This window comes from Cronobacter sakazakii, from assembly GCF_000982825.1.
GTDB classification, from domain to species: Bacteria; Pseudomonadota; Gammaproteobacteria; order Enterobacterales; family Enterobacteriaceae; genus Cronobacter; species Cronobacter sakazakii.
The window spans coordinates 267,126-288,207 of record NZ_CP011047.1 but is presented as its reverse complement, the minus strand read 5'-3'; the positions used below and the strand labels follow the sequence as shown (position 1 = coordinate 288,207).

At 55.4% G+C, this 21,082-nt stretch carries 20 protein-coding genes, 1 pseudogene and 1 other annotated feature; of the genes and pseudogenes, 15 read left to right on the top strand and 6 right to left on the bottom strand.

The features are described 5' to 3' along the window. Positions 1–5 precede the first annotated feature (5 nt). Positions 6–1,364: a cell envelope integrity protein CreD gene (gene creD, locus CSK29544_RS01325; protein WP_007889164.1), complete on the top strand. Its 1,359-nt coding sequence runs from the start codon at positions 6–8 to the stop codon at positions 1,362–1,364. Between the two features lie 58 nt (positions 1,365–1,422). Here the strand turns inward: creD and arcA are convergent, their stop codons facing one another. Next, positions 1,423–2,139, bottom strand: a complete 717-nt coding sequence (gene arcA, locus CSK29544_RS01320; protein WP_007675752.1) for a two-component system response regulator ArcA — start codon at positions 2,137–2,139, stop codon at positions 1,423–1,425. A 97-nt stretch (positions 2,140–2,236) separates the two neighbouring features. Between arcA and yjjY the strand changes: the two are divergent. From yjjY to thrC, 6 genes and pseudogenes are all read left to right on the top strand, one after another. Next, positions 2,237–2,378: pseudogene (yjjY, locus tag CSK29544_RS24125) on the top strand (YjjY family protein). 394 nt (positions 2,379–2,772) lie between these two features. Next, positions 2,773–3,459, top strand: a complete 687-nt coding sequence (locus tag CSK29544_RS01315) for a tRNA/rRNA methyltransferase (RefSeq protein ID WP_007847088.1) — start codon at positions 2,773–2,775, stop codon at positions 3,457–3,459. A 211-nt stretch (positions 3,460–3,670) separates the two neighbouring features. Then, on the top strand, positions 3,671–3,739 hold the full coding sequence (gene thrL, locus CSK29544_RS22215) for a thr operon leader peptide (RefSeq protein WP_071601047.1): 69 nt from the start codon (positions 3,671–3,673) through the stop codon (positions 3,737–3,739). Further along, positions 3,678–3,795, top strand: a sequence feature (Thr leader region). (Overlaps the previous gene by 62 nt.) 25 nt (positions 3,796–3,820) lie before the next feature. Further along, complete coding sequence (gene thrA, locus CSK29544_RS01310; protein ID WP_007889161.1) at positions 3,821–6,283, top strand: bifunctional aspartate kinase/homoserine dehydrogenase I; 2,463 nt, start codon at positions 3,821–3,823, stop codon at positions 6,281–6,283. 1 nt (position 6,284) lies between these two features. After that, a complete protein-coding gene (gene thrB, locus CSK29544_RS01305) occupies positions 6,285–7,214 on the top strand; it encodes a homoserine kinase (RefSeq protein WP_007889159.1) in 930 nt (309 codons plus the stop codon). A gap of 3 nt (positions 7,215–7,217) precedes the next feature. Next, complete coding sequence (thrC, locus tag CSK29544_RS01300; protein ID WP_007889157.1) at positions 7,218–8,507, top strand: threonine synthase; 1,290 nt, start codon at positions 7,218–7,220, stop codon at positions 8,505–8,507. Between the two features lie 51 nt (positions 8,508–8,558). Here the strand turns inward: thrC and yaaA are convergent, their stop codons facing one another. Both yaaA and CSK29544_RS01290 read right to left on the bottom strand, forming a co-directional pair. Beyond that, entirely contained in the window at positions 8,559–9,332 is a 774-nt protein-coding gene (yaaA, locus tag CSK29544_RS01295) for a peroxide stress protein YaaA (protein ID WP_007889154.1), read from the bottom strand. A 78-nt stretch (positions 9,333–9,410) separates the two neighbouring features. Next, positions 9,411–10,835 (bottom strand): alanine/glycine:cation symporter family protein, encoded by a 1,425-nt coding sequence (locus CSK29544_RS01290; RefSeq protein WP_007889151.1) that lies wholly within the window; start codon positions 10,833–10,835, stop codon positions 9,411–9,413. 205 nt (positions 10,836–11,040) lie between these two features. Between CSK29544_RS01290 and tal the strand changes: the two genes are divergently transcribed. From tal to CSK29544_RS01275, 3 genes are all read left to right on the top strand, one after another. Beyond that, positions 11,041–11,994 (top strand): transaldolase, encoded by a 954-nt coding sequence (gene tal, locus CSK29544_RS01285; protein WP_004386273.1) that lies wholly within the window; start codon positions 11,041–11,043, stop codon positions 11,992–11,994. Positions 11,995–12,102: 108 nt separating this feature from the next. Further along, complete coding sequence (gene mog, locus CSK29544_RS01280; RefSeq protein ID WP_012125810.1) at positions 12,103–12,690, top strand: molybdopterin adenylyltransferase; 588 nt, start codon at positions 12,103–12,105, stop codon at positions 12,688–12,690. Between the two features lie 127 nt (positions 12,691–12,817). Then, the gene (locus tag CSK29544_RS01275) at positions 12,818–14,119 is read left to right on the top strand and encodes an MFS transporter (protein WP_007889142.1); all 1,302 of its coding nucleotides are present in this window, start codon (positions 12,818–12,820) and stop codon (positions 14,117–14,119) included. 57 nt (positions 14,120–14,176) lie between these two features. Here CSK29544_RS01275 and satP read toward each other — a convergent pair whose 3' ends face one another. Further along, positions 14,177–14,743 carry an acetate uptake transporter gene (gene satP, locus CSK29544_RS01270; RefSeq protein ID WP_012125808.1) on the bottom strand — a complete coding sequence of 189 codons (567 nt, stop codon included), beginning with the start codon at positions 14,741–14,743 and terminating at the stop codon, positions 14,177–14,179. A gap of 292 nt (positions 14,744–15,035) precedes the next feature. On the opposite strand from satP, the gene dnaK reads away from it, so the two are divergent. The 5 genes from dnaK to CSK29544_RS01245 all read left to right on the top strand — a co-directional run bounded on the left by dnaK (position 15,036) and on the right by CSK29544_RS01245 (position 19,905). Beyond that, a complete protein-coding gene (dnaK, locus tag CSK29544_RS01265; protein WP_007889114.1) occupies positions 15,036–16,940 on the top strand; it encodes a molecular chaperone DnaK in 1,905 nt (634 codons plus the stop codon). Between the two features lie 84 nt (positions 16,941–17,024). Continuing rightward, positions 17,025–18,164, top strand: coding sequence for a molecular chaperone DnaJ (gene dnaJ / locus CSK29544_RS01260; protein WP_004386268.1), 1,140 nt, complete (start codon positions 17,025–17,027; stop codon positions 18,162–18,164). Between the two features lie 24 nt (positions 18,165–18,188). Then, entirely contained in the window at positions 18,189–18,368 is a 180-nt protein-coding gene (locus CSK29544_RS01255; protein WP_004386267.1) for a hypothetical protein, read from the top strand. 67 nt (positions 18,369–18,435) lie between these two features. Next, positions 18,436–19,383, top strand: coding sequence for a LysR family transcriptional regulator (locus tag CSK29544_RS01250; protein ID WP_029039395.1), 948 nt, complete (start codon positions 18,436–18,438; stop codon positions 19,381–19,383). A 183-nt stretch (positions 19,384–19,566) separates the two neighbouring features. Then, complete coding sequence (locus CSK29544_RS01245) at positions 19,567–19,905, top strand: phage holin family protein (RefSeq protein ID WP_004386265.1); 339 nt, start codon at positions 19,567–19,569, stop codon at positions 19,903–19,905. A 47-nt stretch (positions 19,906–19,952) separates the two neighbouring features. On the opposite strand, the gene CSK29544_RS01240 is transcribed toward CSK29544_RS01245, so the two are convergent. Both CSK29544_RS01240 and CSK29544_RS01235 read right to left on the bottom strand, forming a co-directional pair. Further along, positions 19,953–20,492: a glycoside hydrolase family 108 protein gene (locus CSK29544_RS01240; RefSeq protein WP_007864128.1), complete on the bottom strand. Its 540-nt coding sequence runs from the start codon at positions 20,490–20,492 to the stop codon at positions 19,953–19,955. Between the two features lie 21 nt (positions 20,493–20,513). Continuing rightward, positions 20,514–20,960 carry a winged helix-turn-helix domain-containing protein gene (locus tag CSK29544_RS01235; protein ID WP_004386264.1) on the bottom strand — a complete coding sequence of 149 codons (447 nt, stop codon included), beginning with the start codon at positions 20,958–20,960 and terminating at the stop codon, positions 20,514–20,516. Positions 20,961–21,082 lie beyond the last annotated feature (122 nt).

The window sequence follows — 21,082 nt, the reverse complement described above, 5'->3', positions numbered from 1 at the left end:
GGCTTATGTTGAAATCACCACTGATATTAAAAGGGCTGGCGCTGCTGGGCTGTATGGCGCTGCTGTTAATTCCACTGCGTATTCTGAGCGTGGTTATCGGCGAGCGCGCCGACTACCGCGACGATGTGTCCCGCTCGCTTGAGCAGAGCACCAGCGGGCCGCAAAAGCTGGTGGGGCCGCTTATCGCCATTCCGGTAACCGAAATCACCACCGTGACGGAAGGGGGCAAAGACGTCACCAAAACGCGCAGTTTTATTCGCTACTGGCTGCCGGAATCGCTGGTGGTCACGGGAAAGCAGGCGGTTGAGCCACGGCATATCGGCATTTACGAAGGGCAAATCTGGCGCAGCGATGTCGCGCTGGAAGCGCGCTTTACCTTGCCTGAACAGGGGCTCAACCCCGGCGCGCAGTATCAGCTGGGCGAGGCGCGGCTGGTGATGGCAGTGGGCGATGCGCGCGGCATCGGTAACGTGGGCGCGCTGAAAATCAACGGGCAGGCGCTGGCGGTGGAGCCCGGTTCCGGGCTTGAAGAGGGCGGCCAGGGTTTGCATGCCATCGTGCCTGCGGCACTTTTGAATGCCCCGACGCTCACGGTCAGTTTTTCGCTGGAGCTGAACGGCACCGGCGCGTTTTCCGTTGTTCCGCTGGGCCGCAACAGCGAGCTGTCGCTTATCAGCAACTGGCCGCATCCGGGTTTTTATGGCAATTTCCTGCCAGCGACGCGGGAGATTTCCGCCAGCGGTTTTGCGGCGAAATGGCGCAGCAGCTGGTATGCCAACAATATCGACAGTGAATTTCATGACGCGCAGAGCGTGACGCTTCGCAACTTGCCTGCATTTAGCGTGACGGTGGCAACGCCGGTGGATCAGTACCAGCTAACCGACCGGGCGGTGAAATACGCCGTGCTGCTGATAGCGCTCACCTATATGGCGTTTTTCGTCTGCGAAACGCTCAGCGGTATTACGATGCACCCGGTGCAGTATCTGCTGGTGGGGCTTTCACTGGTGATGTTTTATCTGCTGCTGCTGGCGTTTTCAGAACACATCGGCTTTAACCTGGCCTGGCTTGCCGCAAGCCTTGCGGGAGCGGGGCTGAACGCGCTCTATCTTCAGGCGGTACTGAAAGGGTGGCGGCGCAGCCTGATATTCGCCGGTGGTCTGCTGGCGCTCGACGGCGTGCTCTGGCAACTGCTGCGCTCGCAGGATTTCGCGCTGTTGCTCGGCAGCGGGCTGTTGTTCGTCGCGCTCACGGCGGTGATGCTGCTGACGCGCCATATCGACTGGTATACGCTGACGCCCGCGAAACCACGCTATCAGCGCCTGACGCCTGCGCCGCAGGAGGAGCGGTTCCGGCTCTGGAAGTAAAACGCGGGCAATAAAAAAGGGCGGAAATTCCGCCCTTTTTGCGTGGCGCCGAAACGCCTTATTCCTGCAGATCGCCGCAGAAACGGTAACCTTCGCCATGAATGGTGGCGATGATTTCCGGGGTGTCCGGCGTGGACTCGAAATGTTTACGAATGCGACGGATGGTCACATCAACGGTACGGTCATGTGGCTTGAGCTCGCGACCGGTCATTTTCTTCAGCAGTTCCGCGCGGGTCTGGATCTTGCCCGGGTTTTCGCAGAAATGCAGCATCGCGCGGAATTCGCTGCGCGGCAGTTTGTACTGCTCACCGTTAGGGCTAATCAGCGAACGGCTGTTGATATCAAGCTCCCAGCCGTTGAACTTGTAGCTTTCCACGCTGCGGCGCTCTTCGCTCACCGTACCGAGATTCATGGTGCGGGAGAGCAGGTTGCGCGCGCGAATAGTCAGCTCGCGGGGGTTAAACGGCTTGGTGATATAATCGTCGGCACCAATTTCAAGGCCTAAGATTTTATCCACCTCGTTATCACGGCCGGTCAGGAACATCAGCGCGACGTTCGCCTGCTCGCGCAGTTCACGCGCCAGCAGCAGGCCGTTTTTACCCGGCAGGTTGATATCCATGATAACCAGGTTGATATCATTATCAGACAGGATCTGATGCATCTCGGCGCCATCGGTGGCTTCAGAGACATCATAGCCTTCTGCTTCGAAAATACTTTTTAACGTGTTGCGTGTAACCAACTCGTCTTCAACGATAAGAATGTGCGGGGTCTGCATGTTTGCTACCTAAAAATTGCCAACTAAATCGAAACAGGAAGTACAAAAGTCCCTGACCTGCCTTCTGCATGCCATAAATTAACATGCCCGGCGTAACATGACTAAAGTACGTAATTGCGTTCTTGATGCACTTTCCATCAACGTCAACAACATCATTAGCTCGGTCGTGGGTACTTTTCCCTCTGGACCCGACGGTGTCAAAAACGGCAGTCATCCTAACCATTTTAACAGCAACATAACAGGATGATACGATACCAACACCCAATAAAACTACTCTTCGTTGACATATATCAAGTTCAATTGTAGCACGTTAACAGTTTGATGAGATCGTCGCAGCGAAGAACTAACTTTGGTTACATTTGAATAACAATACGGATAATTTCATATCCTAATTAATAAACAAGGTGAATCCGATAAGCAAGCGGAATTTATATGGCTTTTTTTGATGCTAAACAGCCGCATAAGACAGCTTTTAAAGCATAATTAAGCCGCGCTTTTCTGAATTATTCATAACTATTATTTATCGTTTTTACCGTCACTTTCATGCTGTAATTGTATATAAAATGTAAATTCGCGACGCGTATTAATTAGCGCGCTGATATTTACCTCCACAACAGGATCATTAAAAGCCTTATGCGTTTGCCCATTATTCTTGTATCTCCCGCCAGACCTGAAAACGTCGGTGCCGCCGCGCGCGCGATGAAAACCATGGGATTTACCGAACTGCGGATCGTCGCCAGTGAAGCTCATCTCGACCCGGCTGCCCGTCGCGTTGCCCACGGCGCGGGCGATATTCTCGACAATACAAGGCATTACGACACGCTCGCCGCCGCGCTGGAAGATGTGGATTTTACTGTCGCCACCACGGCGCGTAGCCGCGCCAAATTTCACTATTACGCGACGCCGCAACAGTTATTGCCGCTGCTTGAAGAGAAAGCGGCCTGGCTGCCGGTCACGGCGCTGGTGTTTGGCCGTGAGGATTCGGGGCTGACCAATGACGAGCTGGCGCTGGCCGATGTGCTGACCGGCGTGCCGATGGTGGCGGACTATCCGTCGCTCAATCTGGGCCAGGCGGTGATGGTGTACTGCTATCAGTTAACCGCGCTGATGCAAAACGCGCCTGCCGTCGCACCCGCCGCCGATGAGCAACAGCTGAAAGCGTTACGTCTGCGTATTGATGCCTTGCTGGCGACGCTCGGGGTGGCAGACGACCTCAAAATGGCCGACTGGTTACAGCAGCGTCTGGGGCTGCTTGAGCAGCGCGACACCGCAATGCTGCATCGTTTGCTGCATGATATCGAAAAAAAAGTGGCGGGCTGAAATGCTGACATGTCTCCATTGAATAGCATTAAATGCTAAATAGGCAGGGCGTTTGCCGGTTTTTCGGGCCGTGAGTGCGGCTTTTATCGGTATCCGTGGGGAAAGTTTCGGCCGGTGCGTAAATGAAATATTCGTTGACTTAACCTGACGATTACTTTAACCAATAGAGATACAGGACAGAAAACAGAAAAGTACAGAGCACACAACATCCATGATTCGCATCAGCCTGACTACCATTATTACTACCACCACCATTACCACAGGTAACGGGGCGGGCTGACGCGTACAGGAAAAACTGAAAAAAGCCCGCACCTGAACAGTGCGGGCTTTTTTTTCGGCATAAAATCAAGGGGTAACAACAATGCGAGTGTTGAAATTCGGCGGTACATCGGTCGCGAACGCAGAACGCTTTATGCGTGTCGCCGACATTCTGGAGAGCAATGCCAGGCAGGGGCAGGTAGCGACCGTTCTTTCTGCCCCCGCAAAAATCACCAACCATCTGGTGGCGATGATTGAAAAAACCATCAGTGGCCAGGATGCCCTGCCGAATATCAGCGATGCCGAACGTATTTTTGCCGAACTCCTGAAAGGCCTCAGCGACGCCCAGCCTGAATTCCCGTATGCGCAGATGAAAGCGCTGGTCGATCAGGAATTCGCCCAAATTAAACATGTGCTGCACGGCATCAGCCTGCTCGGCCAGTGCCCGGACAGCATCAACGCGGCGCTGATCTGCCGCGGCGAAAAGCTTTCGATCGCTATTATGTCGGCGCTGCTTGAGGCGCGCGGCCATAAAGTGACGGTCATTGATCCGGTGGAGAAACTGCTCGCGGTCGGCCATTACCTTGAATCCACGGTCGATATCACCGAATCCACCCGCCGCATCGCGGCCAGCAAAATCCCGGCGGATCACATGATCCTGATGGCCGGTTTTACCGCCGGGAACGACAAAGGCGAGCTGGTGGTGCTCGGACGTAACGGCTCTGATTACTCCGCCGCGGTGCTGGCGGCGTGTCTGCGCGCCGACTGTTGTGAGATCTGGACCGACGTCGACGGCGTTTATACCTGTGACCCGCGCCAGGTGCCGGACGCCAGGCTCCTGAAGTCGATGTCGTATCAGGAGGCCATGGAGCTCTCCTACTTCGGCGCTAAAGTTCTTCACCCCCGCACCATCACCCCCATCGCCCAGTTCCAGATCCCTTGTCTGATTAAAAATACCGGTAACCCGCAGGCGCCAGGCACGCTGATTGGCGCGTCCAGTGATGAAGACGGCCTGCCGGTGAAAGGCATCAGCAACCTGAACAATATGGCGATGTTTAACGTCTCCGGCCCCGGCATGAAAGGCATGGTGGGCATGGCAGCGCGCGTGTTCGCCACCATGTCCCGCGCCGGGATCTCGGTGGTGCTGATCACCCAGTCGTCGTCAGAGTACAGCATCAGCTTCTGCGTGCCGCAAAGCGACTGCGCCCGCGCGCAGCGGGCAATGGAAGAGGAATTCTATCTGGAGCTGAAAGAAGGGCTGCTGGAGCCGCTCTCCATCATGGAGCGCCTGGCTATTATCTCGGTGGTGGGCGACGGCATGCGCACGCTGCGCGGCATCTCCGCCAAATTCTTCGCGGCCCTCGCCCGCGCCAATATCAATATTGTGGCGATCGCGCAGGGCTCGTCTGAACGCTCTATCTCTGTGGTGGTGAGTAATGACGACGCCACCACCGGCGTGCGCGTCACGCACCAGATGCTGTTTAACACCGATCAGGTGATTGAAGTGTTTGTTATCGGCGTTGGCGGCGTTGGCGGCGCGCTGCTGGAGCAGCTTAAGCGCCAGCAGGCGTGGCTCAAGCAGAAGCATATCGATCTGCGCGTTTGCGGTGTTGCGAATTCTCGCGCCTTGCTGACCAACGTTCACGGCCTCGATCTTGAGAACTGGCGCGCGGCGCTGGAGGAGGCCAACGAGCCGTTTAACCTTGGGCGCCTGATCCGTCTCGTGAAAGAGTATCACCTGCTGAACCCGGTGATTGTCGACTGTACCTCCAACCAGGCGGTGGCGGATCAATACGCCGACTTCCTGCGCGAAGGCTTCCACGTGGTGACGCCGAACAAAAAGGCCAACACCTCGTCGATGGCGTACTACCACCAGTTGCGCCACGCCGCCGCCGCGTCGCGCCGTAAATTCCTCTACGACACCAACGTTGGCGCGGGGCTGCCGGTTATCGAAAACCTGCAAAACCTGTTGAATGCGGGCGATGAGCTGCAACGCTTCGCGGGCATTCTCTCCGGTTCGCTCTCTTTTATCTTCGGTAAGCTGGATGAGGGCATGAGCCTCTCTGAAGCAACCACCACCGCGCGCAAAATGGGCTATACCGAGCCGGATCCGCGCGACGATCTCTCCGGCATGGATGTGGCGCGTAAACTGCTGATCCTGGCGCGTGAAACAGGCCGCCATCTTGAGCTTAGCGATATCGTTATTGAGCCGGTACTGCCGGAAAGCTTTGACGACAGCGGCGATACCGAAAGCTTTATGGCGCGCCTGCCGCAACTGGACGACGAGTTCGCCGCCCGCGTGGCCCAGGCCCGCGATGAAGGCAAAGTGCTGCGTTATATCGGCACCATTGAAGAAGATGGCGTCTGCCGCGTGAAAATCGCCGCCGTTGACGGCAACGATCCGCTTTATAAAGTGAAAAACGGCGAAAACGCGCTGGCGTTCTACAGCCGTTACTATCAGCCGCTGCCGCTGGTGCTGCGCGGCTACGGCGCAGGTAATGATGTCACGGCGGCGGGCGTGTTCGCCGATCTGCTGCGCACCCTGTCATGGAAGTTAGGAGTTTAAGATGGTTAAAGTGTATGCCCCTGCCTCCATTGGCAACGTCAGCGTGGGGTTTGACGTATTAGGCGCGGCGGTATCGCCGGTGAATGGCGAGCTGTTGGGCGACTGCGTAACGGTGGAAGCGGCGGCGGAATTTTCGTTGACCAACACCGGGCGCTTCGTCAGCAAGCTGCCCGCCGAGCCGCGCGAAAATATCGCCTGGCAGTGCTGGGAGCGTTTTTGTCAGGAGATAGGCAAAACCGTGCCGGTCGCCATGACGCTTGAAAAAAATATGCCGATAGGCTCCGGGCTAGGCTCCAGCGCCTGTTCGGTGGTCGCGGGCCTGATGGCGATGAACGAATTTTGCGGCAAGCCGCTTAGCGATGACCGCCTGCTGACGCTGATGGGCGAGCTGGAAGGCCGCATCTCCGGCAGCATTCATTACGATAACGTCGCGCCCTGTTTTCTGGGCGGGCTGCAGCTGATGCTGGAAGAAAACAACATTATCAGCCAGCCGGTGCCGTGTTTTGACGAGTGGCTGTGGGTGATGGCGTATCCCGGCATTAAAGTCTCCACCGCCGAGGCGCGGGCGATTTTACCGGCGCAGTATCGCCGTCAGGATTGCATCAGCCACGGGCGCTATCTCGCGGGCTTTATTCACGCCTGCCATACGCTCCAGCCGCAGCTTGCCGCTAAACTGATGCGTGACGTCATCGCCGAGCCTTACCGCACAAAACTGCTGCCGGGCTTTAGCGAGGCGCGTCAGGCGGCGCTGGAGACCGGGGCGCTCGCTTGCGGGATCTCCGGCTCCGGCCCGACGCTGTTCGCGGTCTGCGATAAAACCGACACCGCGCAGCGGGTGGCAGAGTGGCTGAAGCAGCACTATCTGCAAAATCAGGAAGGCTTTGTACATATTTGCCGTCTCGACACGGCTGGCGCACGAGTACTGGGATAACGCATGAAACTTTATAATCTGAAAGATCATAACGAGCAGGTCAGCTTTGCGCAGGCCGTCACGCAGGGACTGGGCAAAAATCAGGGGCTGTTTTTCCCGCACGATTTGCCGGAATTCAGCCTGACTGAGATCGACGAAATGCTGGAGATGGATTTTGTCTCCCGCAGCAGCAAAATCCTCTCCGCCTATATTGGCGATGAAATCCCGGCGGACACGCTGCGTCAGCGCGTGGAAAAGGCGTTCACCTTCCCGGCGCCGGTAAGCCAGGTAACGGAAGATATCGGCTGTCTGGAGCTGTTCCACGGCCCGACGCTGGCGTTCAAAGATTTCGGCGGCCGTTTTATGGCGCAGATGCTGACGCAAATCAGCGGCGATAAACCGGTAACCATTCTGACCGCGACGTCCGGCGACACGGGCGCGGCGGTAGCCCACGCGTTTTACGGCCTGAAAAACGTGCAGGTGGTTATCCTCTATCCGCGCGGCAAAATCAGCCCGCTGCAGGAAAAACTGTTCTGCACGCTTGGCGGCAATATTGAAACGGTCGCCATCGACGGCGATTTCGACGCCTGCCAGGCACTGGTGAAACAGGCGTTTGACGACGAAGAGCTGAAGGCGAAACTCGGCCTTAACTCTGCCAACTCCATTAACATCAGCCGTCTGCTGGCGCAGATCTGCTACTACTTTGAGGCTGTCGCGCAGCTGCCGCAGGAAGCCCGCAACCAGCTGGTGGTGTCGGTGCCGAGCGGCAACTTTGGCGATCTCACCGCCGGGCTGCTGGCAAAATCCGCCGGGCTGCCGGTGAAGCGCTTTATCGCCGCCACCAATGCCAACGACACCGTGCCGCGTTTCCTGCAACACGGCGAGTGGCTGCCGAATGCGACGGTGGCGACGCTCTCGAACGCGATGGATGTGTCACAGCCAAACAACTGGCCGCGCGTGGAAGAACTCTTCCGCCGTAAAATCTGGCGTCTTAACGAGCTGGGTGTGGCAACCATCGACGATGACACCACAAAGGCAACCATGCGCGAACTGCGCGAGCTGGGATATCTCTCTGAGCCGCACGCGGCGGTGGCGTACCGCGCGCTGCGCGATCAGCTGCGTCCTGGCGAGTACGGGCTGTTCCTCGGCACCGCGCACCCGGCGAAATTCAAAGAGAGCGTGGAAGCGGTGCTTGGCGAAACGCTGGAGCTTCCGCCTGAGCTTGCAGAGCGCGTCGATCTGCCGCTGCTGTCGCATTCGCTGCCGGCGGATTTCGTCGCGCTGCGTGAGCTGATGATGAGCAAAGCGCCGTAAGCGGCGCAGGCTGAATAAAGGGAAAAGCCGCCTGTTTCGCAGGCGGTTTTTTTATTGCTCGTGGCGCTTAAAGACCAATTCGTTGCCTGCTGATGACGCTTCGTCGAAGAAGTAACCTTCGCTGTCGAACGCCGTCAGCTGTTCCGGTTTTGTCAGGCGATGTTCAATGATGTAACGGCTCATCAGGCCGCGCGCTTTTTTGGCATAGAAGCTGATGACTTTAAACTTGCCGTTCTTCTCATCGAGGAACACCGGCTTGATGATTTTCGCGTTCAGTTTCGCAGGCTTCACCGCTTTGAAATATTCATCTGACGCCAGATTCACCACCACGTTATCGCCCTGAGCGGCGATCGCCTCATTGAGTTTTTGGGTAATCGTCTCGCCCCAGAAGCTGTAAAGATCTTTGCCTTTCGGGGTGGCGAGCCGCGTGCCCATCTCCAGACGGTACGGCTGCATCAGATCGAGCGGGCGCAGCACGCCGTAAAGCCCGGAGAGCATCCGCAGGTGCTGCTGGGCGAAATCGAAATCCGCGTCGCTGAAAGTTTCCGCCTGCAGGCCGGTGTAAACATCGCCTTTAAACGCCAGAATCGCCTGACGGGCGTTATCCGGTGTGAAATCCGGCTGCCAGTCATTAAAACGAGTGGCGTTCAGCGACGCCAGCTTGCTGCTGATACTCATGAGATTGGCAATCTCTTCGTCGGTTAAGCGGCGGGCCACATCAATAAGTTGCTGCGCATGATCGAGCAGTTCAGGCTGCGTGAAACGCGTTGTGGCAAGCGGGCTCTGGTAATCCAGCGTCTTGGCGGGGGAAATAAGAATCAGCATGACGTTTCCTTTCTTGGTTTTCCCGAAACTCTACCAAAGAACGCCGCAAAGTGAACCAATGGCTGCGATTGAAAGCGCTTAATCCAGCGGCGCGCTGCGCCAGACTTCCGGTTCCACCTGACGCGCTATCTCCGGGTAGCGATCGGTGTTAAAGACGGGCCGTAAGCCGAGCCTGCGCTGGCGCAGGTAGTCGTCAGCAATGCACTTCACGACCGGCGAGAGCAGCAGAATGGCGGTGAGATTCATGACGGCCATTAACGCCATCGCCACTTCGGCGACCTGGCGCAGCAGCGGCAGATTCAGGAACGGCCCGGCAAACACCATCGCGATGACTGACGTGCGAAGCAGCCAGCGATAAGGCGGCGTATAGCGGCGCAAAAACACCAGGTTGTTTTCGGCATAGGCGTAATTGGCGACGATGGAGATAAACGCGAAGAGCACAATCACGCCTGTCACCAGATCTTTTGCCCAGGGGCCAGCGAGCAGGCCCAGCGATTCGCGCGCGAGCGTCAGTCCGTCGGTTGCTGTCGCAGACGGGTACGCCAGCAGCACGATAAACGCGGTAGACGAACAGATAACCAGCGTGTCGACAAACACGCCGATCATCTGCACGATGCCCTGCGCCGCAGGATGCGGCGGCCATGAGGTGGCCGCCGCCGCCGCATTGGGCGACGCGCCCATCCCTGCTTCGTTGGAGAACATACCGCGCTGAAAACCGCTGGTCAGCGCCTGGCTTATCGTCCAGCCGGCCGCGCCAGCGGCGGCTTCATGCCAGCCAAAAGCGCTGCGAACGATTAGCCAGAGGATCTCGGGCAGCGCGGCGATATGCATCGCCATCACTACCAGCGCCGTGATGATCCAGATGCCTGCAATTGGCGGCACGGCGAAACGCATCAGGCGCGCCACGCGGTTGAAGCTGAGCACCAGCATCGGCAGCAGGCACAAAGCGAGCACTCCGCTGCTGACGGGCAGGGAGAGGGTGAAGGTGTTGCTAAGCGCTTTTGAGAGCGCGCCCGCCTGCGCGGCATTAAAGAGAAGTCCGAAAGTGAAGATTAAAAAGAGGGAAAACAGCACGCCCAGCCAGCGCATGCCGAGCCCACGCTCCATATACCAGGCGGGCCCGCCGCGAAAATAACCGTCTCTGTCTCGCCCTTTATAGAGCTGGCCCAGCGCGTTTTCAGCAAAAGAGGTGGCCATGCCGATAAGGCCTGCGACCCACATCCAGAACACGGCACCCGGCCCGCCGCTGATGATGGCGAGCGCAACGCCCGCGATATTGCCGCTGCCGACGCGCGCGGCGATGCTGGTGCAGAGCGCTTCGAACGCCGTCAGCCCGCTGCCGGAAGGGCGCAGGCTGCGGCTTAACGCGCGCGGGAAAAAGCGCAGATAGCGGAACTGAATAAACCGTGTGCGCCAGGAAAACCAGAGACCCGCGCCTGCGAGCAGGTACAGCATCGCTGATTCCCATAATATTTCGCTGATAAATAACAGAAAATCCGACATGCCTGTTCCTCGCAGCGTGACTCTGCCTTATTGCCTGCGGCGGGGATGCCGACATGCCTTCCATGAAAGCGCAGAGCCTGAAATAAAAGCAGTTTATCACATGGCAACGACGCGATTGCCCCGGTTGCGCTCGAAAAGTCTCGTGATATCATCACCGCAGACCGGTTACATTCCCTGACACGTAGTTCAAAAGAGAAACACTATCATGACGGATAAATTGACCTCCCTTCGTCAGTTCACCACTGTGGTTGCTGACACTGGAGATATCGCGGCAATGAAGCTGTACCAGCCGCAGGATGCCACGACTAACCCTTCTCTGATCCTTAACGCCGCGCAGATCCCTGAATACCGTAAACTGATTGACGATGCGGTGACCTGGGCGAAAAGCCAGAGCAGCGACCGCGCGCAGCAGGTCGTGGACGCCACCGACAAACTAGCAGTGAATATCGGTCTGGAAATCCTGAAGCTTATCCCTGGCCGTATCTCTACCGAAGTGGACGCGCGTCTGTCCTATGACACCGAAGGCAGCATCGCCAAAGCCAAGCGCCTGATTAAACTCTACAACGACGCCGGCATCAGCAACGATCGCATCCTGATCAAACTGGCTTCCACCTGGCAGGGCATCCGCGCGGCAGAGCAGCTGGAAAAAGAAGGCATCAACTGTAACCTGACGCTGTTGTTCTCCTTCGCGCAGGCGCGTGCCTGTGCTGAAGCGGGCGTGTATCTGATCTCCCCGTTTGTGGGCCGTATCCTCGACTGGTACAAAGCGAACACCGACAAGAAAGAATACGCGCCGCAGGAAGATCCGGGCGTGGTGTCTGTGACGGAAATCTACCAGTACTACAAACAGCACGGCTATGAAACCGTGGTAATGGGCGCAAGCTTCCGTAACGTTGGCGAAATCCTTGAGCTGGCGGGTTGCGACCGTCTGACCATCGCGCCTGCGCTCCTGAAAGAGCTGGCGGAAAGCGAAGGCGCGGTTGAGCGCAAACTCGCGTTCAACGGCGAGGTGAAAGCGCGTCCGGCACGTCTGACCGAATCCCAGTTCTTCTGGGAGCACAACCAGGATCCGATGGCTGTGGACAAACTGGCGGACGGTATCCGCAAGTTCGCCATTGACCAGGAAAAACTGGAAAAAATGGTCGAAGAACTGCTGTAATCCCTCCGTGGCCGGTTCCGCCGGCCACGTTTCTTGCACTCTCTCCCTGTCTGCAAACCGCGCTGGCGTGTATCATTTCGCAAAACTGCACTGATTTTCGGAAATGATATGGATACGTTACGCATAGGCTTAGTTTCAGTTTCTGACCGCGCTTCCAGCGGTGTGTATCAGGATAAAGGCATCCCGGCGCTCGAAGCGTGGCTTACGCAGGCGCTGACGACCCCGTTCGTGCTGGAGACGCGTCTGGTGCCTGACGAGCAGCCGCTCATCGAACAGACGCTCTGCGAACTGGTGGATGAAATGGGCTGCCACCTGGTGCTGACCACTGGCGGCACCGGCCCTGCGCGTCGCGATGTGACGCCGGACGCCACGCTTGCTATCGCCGACCGTGAAATGCCGGGCTTTGGCGAACAGATGCGCCAGATTAGCCTCAACTTTGTGCCGACCGCGATTCTGTCGCGCCAGGTGGGCGTCATTCGCAAGCAGGCGCTGATCCTTAATCTTCCCGGCCAGCCAAAATCCATTCAGGAGACGCTTGAAGGGCTGAAAGATGAGCAGGGAAAAGTGAAAGTGGCAGGAATATTTGCCAGCGTGCCGTACTGCATCCAGCTGCTGGATGGCCCTTACGTTGAGACTAACGCCAGCGTGGTAGCGGCTTTTCGTCCCAAAAGCGCAATTCGCGACGTAAAAAACTAATTATTTGCTGTTCCTGGCATAAAGAACCGTTGGGCGTGGCGTGATCGTGATTTAACGATATAGTCACTTTTAGTTTACGCTTTTGCAGTAAGCTAATTCACGCCCACCTCTTTACAAACGGTTCGTTATGGAACAGCAAACACGCCCTCTTAATCGTCAGGATTATAAAACCCTGACGCTGGCGGCCCTTGGCGGCGCGCTGGAATTCTACGATTTCATTATCTTCGTCTTTTTCGCGGCAGTGGTAGGGGAGCTTTTCTTCCCGCCGGATATTCCGGAGTGGCTGCGTCAGGTGCAGACGTTTGGGATCTTCGCCGCGGGTTATCTGGCAAGGCCGCTTGGCGGCATTATCATGGCGCACTTCGGCGATCTGGTCGGGCGCAAAAAGATGTTTACCCTGAGCATTTTGCTCATGGCGGTGCCGACGCTGCTGATAGGCCTGTTGCCGGATTACGCCGCGATGGGCATCGCCGCACCGGTGTTGCTGCTGCTGATGCGCATTTTGCAGGGCGCGGCGATTGGCGGCGAGGTGCCCGGCGCGTGGGTGTTTGTGGCGGAACATGTGCCGGAAAAACGCATCGGTATCGCCTGTGGCACGCTGACGGCGGGCCTGACGGTGGGCATTCTGCTCGGCTCCGTCGTCGCCACGATTATTAACACCAGCATGACGCAGCAGGCTATTCATGACGGCGGCTGGCGTATTCCTTTCCTGCTTGGCGGCGCGTTTGGCCTGGTGGCGATGTATCTGCGCCGCTGGCTCCAGGAGACGCCGATTTTTCTTGAGATGCAGCAGCGTAAGGTGCTGGCGCAGGAGCTGCCGGTGAAAGCCGTGGTGGTGAAGCATCGTCAGGCCGTTGCCGTTTCCATGCTGCTGACCTGGCTGCTGTCGGCGGGGATTGTGGTTGTGATTCTGATGTCGCCGGTGTGGCTGCAAAAACAGTACGGCTTTGCGCCTGCGGTGACGTTACAGGCTAACAGCATCGCGACCGTCATGCTCTGCGCCGGTTGCCTGCTGGCCGGGCTTGCCGCAGACCGTTTCGGCGCAAGCCGGACGTTTATTGTCGGCAGCGTGCTGCTGGCGGCTGCCAGCTGGGCGTTTTATCACCTTTCCGGTACGCACCCGGAACAGCTCTTTCTCCTCTATGGGCTGGTGGGGCTGTGCGTCGGCGTGGTGGGTGCCGTCCCGTTCGTGATGGTGCGCGCGTTCCCGGCCGAAGTGCGCTTTACCGGCATTTCATTCTCCTACAACGTGGCGTACGCCATTTTCGGTGGGCTAACACCTGTCGCGGTGACGATGCTGATGGGCGTCTCGCCGATGGCACCCGCGTGGTACGTGCTGGCACTTTCCGTTATGGGGCTTGGGCTTGGCGTGTGGCTTGGCCGAAAGCGGCAGGTTGAGAGCCGGAGCGCGGTGGCGGCGCAACCGTAGTTCAGGCGGGAATAATAAAGAAGCGACGTCGTGCCCGCGGGCACGACGTCGGGTAAATCAGCGTTTCTCGCCGATCGGCAGTACGGTACGGCCATACTGTTCGTTCAGCACTTCGCCCATCGCCAGCCAGATAGCGCTCGCGCCGCACACCAGACCAATCCAGCCTGCGATATGTACGATGCTTTCGTTATCCATCAGATGACCGACGGCCAACAGCGCGAACAGCACCGTCAGGCTCAGGAAGACGAACTGCAGCATGCGAGCGCCACCCAGCGTGCCAAAGAACATAAACAGCGTGAACACGCCCCAGATGCCTAAGTAAACGCCGAGGAAATGCCCGTTGGCCGCGTCCGCCAGGCCCATTTTCGGCAGCAGCAGAATAGCGACCAGCGTCAGCCAGAATGAGCCATAGGACGTAAACGCCGTTAAGCCGAAGGTATTGCCTTTTTTATACTCCAGCAGACCGGCAAAAATTTGCGCGATACCGCCGTAAAAAATCCCCATCGCCAGAATAATGCCGTCCAGCGGGAACATCCCGATGTTGTGCAGATTGAGCAGAATGGTAGTCATACCAAAGCCCATTAACCCCAGGGGGGCCGGATTAGCCAACTTAATGTTGCCCATAAACCCTCAAAAGAAGAAGAAAATTTGCAAAAAGTAACGCCCCGTACGTTATCTTCCGTGGCGGGGCGCGGCATCATAATCAGGCCGTTTCGCGCCGTCTATGATCCCGGAGGGGAGAAAATAAAAAAATTTTGCGTATTGCCCCTTGATGGCGGACAAGCCGACCCCATCTTGTAGTCAACCGCAAAGGATGAGCCTGAAAAAAAAGGGCGGTGGACGGTTGAATCCCCACCGTTAGCCCGCATAACAGGTTCATACCACATGATGACGATTTTTTAGTGGAGACGTTTAGATGGGTAAAATTATTGGTATTGACCTGGGTACAACCAACTCTTGTGTAGCGATTATGGATGGCACTCAGGCTCGCGTGCTGGAAAATGCGGAAGGCGATCGCACCACGCCTTCAATCATTGCATACACTCAGGATGGTGAAACTCTGGTAGGTCAGCCGGCTAAACGTCAGGCAGTGACTAACCCGCAGAACACCCTGTTTGCGATCAAACGCCTGATCGGCCGCCGCTTCCAGGACGAAGAAGTTCAGCGCGACGTGTCTATCATGCCGTACAAAATCATTTCCGCTGATAACGGCGACGCCTGGCTGGATGTGAAAGGCCAGAAAATGGCACCGCCGCAGATCTCCGCGGAAGTGCTGAAGAAAATGAAGAAAACCGCCGAGGATTACCTGGGCGAGCCGGTGACTGAAGCGGTCATTACCGTTCCGGCTTACTTCAACGACGCGCAGCGCCAGGCGACCAAAGACGCCGGTCGTATCGCGGGTCTGGAAGTAAAACGTATCATCAACGAACCGACCGCCGCTGCACTGGCTTACGGTCTTGATAAAGAAACCGGCAACCGCACCATCGCGGTCTATGACCTGGGTGGCGGTACGTTCGATATCTCCATCATCGAAATCGATGAAGTTGACGGCGAAAAAACCTTCGAAGTTCTGGCGACCAACGGTGATACCCACCTGGGTGGTGAAGACTTCGACAGCCGCCTGATCAACTATCTGGTAGAAGAATTCAAGAAAGATCAGGGTATCGACCTGCGTAACGACCCGCTGGCGATGCAGCGCCTGAAAGAAGCCGCAGAAAAAGCGAAAATCGAGCTTTCTTCTGCGCAGCAGACCGACGTGAACCTGCCGTACATCACCGCAGACGCGACCGGTCCGAAACACATGAACATCAAAGTGACTCGCGCGAAACTGGAAAGCCTGGTGGAAGACCTGGTGAACCGTTCTATCGAGCCGCTGAAAGTTGCACTGCAGGACGCTGGCCTGTCGGTTTCTGACATCAACGACGTTATCCTGGTCGGTGGTCAGACCCGTATGCCGATGGTTCAGAAGAAAGTGGCTGAGTTCTTTGGTAAAGAGCCGCGTAAAGACGTTAACCCGGACGAAGCTGTGGCTATTGGTGCAGCGGTTCAGGGCGGCGTACTGACCGGTGACGTGAAAGACGTACTGCTGCTGGACGTTACCCCGCTGTCTCTGGGTATCGAAACTATGGGTGGCGTGATGACCCCGCTCATCACCAAAAACACCACGATCCCGACCAAGCACAGCCAGGTGTTCTCTACTGCAGAAGACAACCAGTCTGCCGTGACCATTCACGTGCTGCAGGGTGAGCGTAAACGCGCTGCGGATAACAAGTCTCTGGGTCAGTTCAACCTGGATGGCATTAACCCGGCGCCGCGCGGTATGCCGCAGATCGAAGTCACCTTTGACATCGACGCCGACGGTATTCTGCACGTGTCTGCGAAAGACAAAAACAGCGGTAAAGAACAGAAAATCACCATTAAGGCTTCTTCTGGTCTGAATGAAGAAGAAATCCAGAAAATGGTGCGTGAAGCGGAAGCGAACGCTGAAGCTGACCGTAAGTTCGAAGAGCTGGTGCAGACCCGTAACCAGGCGGATCACCTGGTACACAGCACCCGTAAGCAGGTTGAAGAAGCAGGCGACAAACTGCCGGCTGATGACAAAACCGCTATCGAATCCGCTCTGAGCGCGCTGGAAGCGTCCCTGAAAGGCGAAGACAAAGCGGATATCGAAGCGAAAATGCAGGCGCTGGCGCAGGTTTCCCAGAAGCTGATGGAAATCGCTCAGCAGCAGCAGGCGGGCTCCGCTGACGCTTCTGCGAACAATGCGAAAGATGACGACGTCGTTGACGCTGAGTTCGAAGAAGTAAAAGACAAAAAATAATCGCCCTGATGCAGGGTAGATAACACTGGCACGGGCGTAGGAGTTTCTCCACGCCCGTGCACGCATGTCAGGGGCAGATAAAACATGGCGAAGAAAGACTATTACGAAATTTTAGGCGTCCCGAAAACGGCGGACGAGCGTGAAATAAAAAAGGCGTATAAACGCCTGGCCATGAAATTTCACCCGGACCGTAACCAGGGTGATAAAGAGGCCGAAGCCAAATTCAAAGAAATTAAAGAAGCTTACGAAATCCTCACCGATGCGCAAAAACGCGCCGCCTACGATCAGTACGGCCACGCGGCCTTTGAACAAGGCGGTATGGGCGGCGGCGGTTTCGGCGGCGGTTTTGGTAACGGCGCAGACTTCAGCGATATTTTCGGCGACGTCTTCGGCGATATTTTTGGCGGTGGACGCGGCCGTCGCGCTTCTCGCGGCGCGGATTTACGCTATAACATGGAGCTGACGCTCGAAGAAGCGGTTCGTGGCGTGACGAAAGAAATTCGTATCCCGACGCTGGAAGAGTGTGAAGTTTGCCACGGCAGCGGTGCCAAACCAGGCAGCCAGCCGCAGACCTGTCCGACCTGTCATGGCGCAGGCCAGGTACAGATGCGTCAGGGCTTTTTCGCGGTACAGCAGACCTGTCCGCACTGTCAGGGCCGCGGTACGCTGATTAAAGATCCGTGCAACAGCTGCCACGGTCACGGGCGTATCGAGAAAACCAAAACGCTGTCGGTGAAAATCCCGGCGGGCGTGGATACCGGTGATCGCATTCGTCTGGCTGGTGAAGGCGAAGCGGGTGAGCAGGGCGCACCGGCAGGCGATCTGTACGTTCAGGTGCAGGTGAAACAGCACCCGATCTTTGAGCGTGAAGGTAACAATCTCTACTGCGAAGTGCCTATCAACTTTGCGATGGCGGCGCTGGGCGGCGAGATTGAAGTTCCGACGCTGGATGGCCGTGTGATGCTGAAAGTGCCGAGCGAAACCCAGACCGGTAAGCTGTTCCGCATGCGTGGTAAAGGCGTGAAATCGGTCCGTGGCGGCGCGCAGGGTGATTTACTGTGTCGTGTCGTGGTGGAAACCCCGGTCGGCCTGAACGATCGTCAGAAAGCGCTGCTTCAGGAGCTGCAGGAAAGCTTTGGCGGCCCGACTGGCGAAAAGAACAGCCCACGCTCTAAAAGCTTTTTCGACGGTGTGAAAAAGTTCTTTGACGACCTGACCCGTTAACCTTTCGGTTTTAACGAATCATGGATGAGCCTGAAACGGTATTTGCCGTTTCAGGCTTTTTTTATACTCAGTTTTTACTTAATCATAATAAATAACAGCGAAGCGGATATTAACATTGTCTTGCGCCAGTCTGGTGGCTCAGGAACAAATAGTGTGGCTTGCGCCGCCATTTTAGATAAGGACGTTGTAGAAGATATAAATTGATTTTGCCAGCAGCCGTCGAAGCTTATATTTTGTACCTTCCCCTACCGGCGCCAGGACACTCTGTGAGATGAAGAAGAAGAATGGTGTCAAAGAATTTGATTATAATCTAATCAAAGTCCTTGATGCGGTGATCACCGCGGGCAATGCCACTCGTGCTTCCCGTCAACTTCAGGTCACTCCTGCCGCCATTACGCTTGCTATTCAACGTCTCCAGCAAACCTATAACGAAGAACTTTTTATTCGTACTCGCGAAGGTCTGATGCCAACACCGCGTGCGCACGAAATTCACCGCGCCTATATTAAGGTGCTGGATATGATTGACGCCACCTTTGATCATGACGCCAGGATATCGCCCTGGTGTGAAATGAAAATTATGGGTGACGATATCAGCGAGCAGTACTACATTTCGCAACTGTTTGATATGGAAATGTTTGAGCGTTTTCGGCTGCATTGCTCATCAGTCTCAGGGAAAGATTCCTCAAAGAAAATCAGCGACATAAGAAACGGAAAGGGCGATCTGCTGATAAGCACACATTATTTCAGCGATCCCGATATTGAGCAGATCATTCTTGATCAATACCGTACTTATACCGCCGTCTGTCATGTTCAGAATCCGCTTTGTGAACTACAGCAGTTAACGCTCGCGAATCTTTTTACCTCCCGGCATGCCATTTATTATCCTTACGCGATAACACCAAGACTAAAAAAAGAAATCACAAACAATGAATCCTTCTCTTTTTTTAATAGCCATTTTTCAGTTGGGTATAATACAGAATCAATAAATGGGTTATTAAGTATTATTGAAAACTCATCCATGATAGCGATATTACCGGAAAAGATAGCGCGTTTTTTTCAGTCGCAGGGACGGTATCGTATTGCATTAATCGATCTTCCTGACGCCATAGAGTTTGAAATAATTAAGATTTATGCCTACTGGTATCGTCATAACCCGCAACGCGATCAGATTAGAGATGTTATTGCAATGCTGCAAACTCTTATCAATTATCGTAAATAGCCTTTCACAGACACGTAAATCACTGGCTAAAAAAAATCGGTAAAAAAAACATCGATGCGTCAAAGAAGCGATGAAGACCGGGCATGAGATTAAATGATTAGCGACCTACTGGTTAGATTGCTAACTTTATCGCATCGCCAGACGGCGTAATTATTTATCGTCTACTTATTACCGAGGTTTATTATGTCTATTGCAGCTCATGTCGCCGCCCCTAAACTGGTTCTGGTTGAACTGGAGATCTTATTAACGATTATTGCAATTGGAGGGTGGGGGGGCTTTGTCAGTTATCTGATGAAGCGTGAAAGAAATGACACCCATAAAGATATTATGGATTGTCTGGCTCAGATAGCGATTTCCTGCTTTACCGCTTTTCTGTTGAGCGTGGCGGCTATTGATCGCAACATGAGTTTTAATATGGTGCTGATGGTCGCAGGGCTCGGTGGGGTGTTTGCCACGCCGATATTGCGGGTGCTGAGCGAGAAAGTGAAAAACTTCCTGAGTGGCGCCTCGTTGCTAAAATAAGCACAACAAAAAGCCCGCTGTGATAAGCGGGCTTTTTTTCAGGCCAGTCAGGAGAGCGTGACTCTTTCACGCAGCCAGCCATAGATGAACGCCTCGTTTGCCTCGCGTTTTTCCGTAATCTCCAGATAGTAATCGCCTTGCGTACAGTTAAGCGCCTTGACCAGCACGCTCTCACCCTCTTTGCCACGCTTATCCAGATACGTTTTTAACGCATTCAGGGTGTTTCTTCCGATAACGCCGTCCACGGTCAAATCGTGATAAAACGCTTGTTGATTGTTGAATACGTTCAGCCAGCGCTGCAGCCACCGGGCAGGCACCGAAGGCCCGATATTCGTCCCCGCTTCGCATAGCTCAAACGCGACAGGCAGCGAGTATTGTGCGACCTGGTCAAACCCCGGCGCTGTCCAGTAATCTTGCTCCAGTATGCGGTACGCCTCATCGCGGCTCAGATCCCGCATATTCCCTTTGTAGCCGTGCGCTCTTGCCGTTTTTTCGGTAATACCCCATTTCGTCGGGCCTCCCCGATCGGCCGGATTATCCACATAACTGCCTTCAATATTCAGAATACCGTCGATAACAGGATTCATAGTGATTCCTCGCAACAGAGTTTATGGGTTACTTACATCCGTCAGAGTTAAAAGCGTCAGGACACAGAGGATGAACACGGCAAACACCGCCGCGGTCCAGAGCGCGCGTTTTGGCTTTTTCTTTTTTTCTTCGGTCAGGATGTCGACCGGCACATCATCATTCACTTTGATGCCAAGCTTAGGAATGGTGACAAAGAGGTCATTAATGCCGAGCGCGCGCAGGTCCCGGCGCAGCAGGTACAGCACCTGCGTCAGGTTGGCATCGCTGATGAATTGTCCCCGGTTGCCCCACAAGAAAGCGGCGATTTGTTGCTTTTCAATCACACCATTTTTGGCGTTTTCAATAATAAAACTTAAGCATCGTGCCCGCATGGACGTCATTTTGATGACGCATGCGTTATCGGTATTTTTTAATTCGTTATTAGCCTCAGTAAAAATACAATTATGGTTAATCAGATAACTTTTCATATATCACCTGTGAACAGATACGAATATATGGCGGGAGGTTCTCTGGCGCCTTTAAGAGTAGGGAGGCACTTTGTTAATTTCCACAGAATAGAATAAAAATGCGTTTTTATTTAGCGAAACGC

Excerpts from the sequence above, each read along its gene's own strand:
- creD (WP_007889164.1), top strand. The coding sequence starts at position 6 with ATGTTGAAATCACCACTGATATTAAAAGGGCTGGCGCTGCTGGGCTGT.
- arcA (WP_007675752.1), bottom strand. The coding sequence starts at position 2,139 with ATGCAGACCCCGCACATTCTTATCGTTGAAGACGAGTTGGTTACACGC.
- CSK29544_RS01315 (WP_007847088.1), top strand. The coding sequence starts at position 2,773 with ATGCGTTTGCCCATTATTCTTGTATCTCCCGCCAGACCTGAAAACGTC.
- thrA (WP_007889161.1), top strand. The coding sequence starts at position 3,821 with ATGCGAGTGTTGAAATTCGGCGGTACATCGGTCGCGAACGCAGAACGC.
- thrB (WP_007889159.1), top strand. The coding sequence starts at position 6,285 with ATGGTTAAAGTGTATGCCCCTGCCTCCATTGGCAACGTCAGCGTGGGG.
- thrC (WP_007889157.1), top strand. The coding sequence starts at position 7,218 with ATGAAACTTTATAATCTGAAAGATCATAACGAGCAGGTCAGCTTTGCG.
- yaaA (WP_007889154.1), bottom strand. The coding sequence starts at position 9,332 with ATGCTGATTCTTATTTCCCCCGCCAAGACGCTGGATTACCAGAGCCCG.
- CSK29544_RS01290 (WP_007889151.1), bottom strand. The coding sequence starts at position 10,835 with ATGTCGGATTTTCTGTTATTTATCAGCGAAATATTATGGGAATCAGCG.
- tal (WP_004386273.1), top strand. The coding sequence starts at position 11,041 with ATGACGGATAAATTGACCTCCCTTCGTCAGTTCACCACTGTGGTTGCT.
- mog (WP_012125810.1), top strand. The coding sequence starts at position 12,103 with ATGGATACGTTACGCATAGGCTTAGTTTCAGTTTCTGACCGCGCTTCC.
- CSK29544_RS01275 (WP_007889142.1), top strand. The coding sequence starts at position 12,818 with ATGGAACAGCAAACACGCCCTCTTAATCGTCAGGATTATAAAACCCTG.
- satP (WP_012125808.1), bottom strand. The coding sequence starts at position 14,743 with ATGGGCAACATTAAGTTGGCTAATCCGGCCCCCCTGGGGTTAATGGGC.
- dnaK (WP_007889114.1), top strand. The coding sequence starts at position 15,036 with ATGGGTAAAATTATTGGTATTGACCTGGGTACAACCAACTCTTGTGTA.
- dnaJ (WP_004386268.1), top strand. The coding sequence starts at position 17,025 with ATGGCGAAGAAAGACTATTACGAAATTTTAGGCGTCCCGAAAACGGCG.
- CSK29544_RS01255 (WP_004386267.1), top strand. The coding sequence starts at position 18,189 with ATGAGCCTGAAACGGTATTTGCCGTTTCAGGCTTTTTTTATACTCAGT.
- CSK29544_RS01250 (WP_029039395.1), top strand. The coding sequence starts at position 18,436 with ATGAAGAAGAAGAATGGTGTCAAAGAATTTGATTATAATCTAATCAAA.
- CSK29544_RS01245 (WP_004386265.1), top strand. The coding sequence starts at position 19,567 with ATGTCTATTGCAGCTCATGTCGCCGCCCCTAAACTGGTTCTGGTTGAA.
- CSK29544_RS01240 (WP_007864128.1), bottom strand. The coding sequence starts at position 20,492 with ATGAATCCTGTTATCGACGGTATTCTGAATATTGAAGGCAGTTATGTG.
- CSK29544_RS01235 (WP_004386264.1), bottom strand. The coding sequence starts at position 20,960 with ATGAAAAGTTATCTGATTAACCATAATTGTATTTTTACTGAGGCTAAT.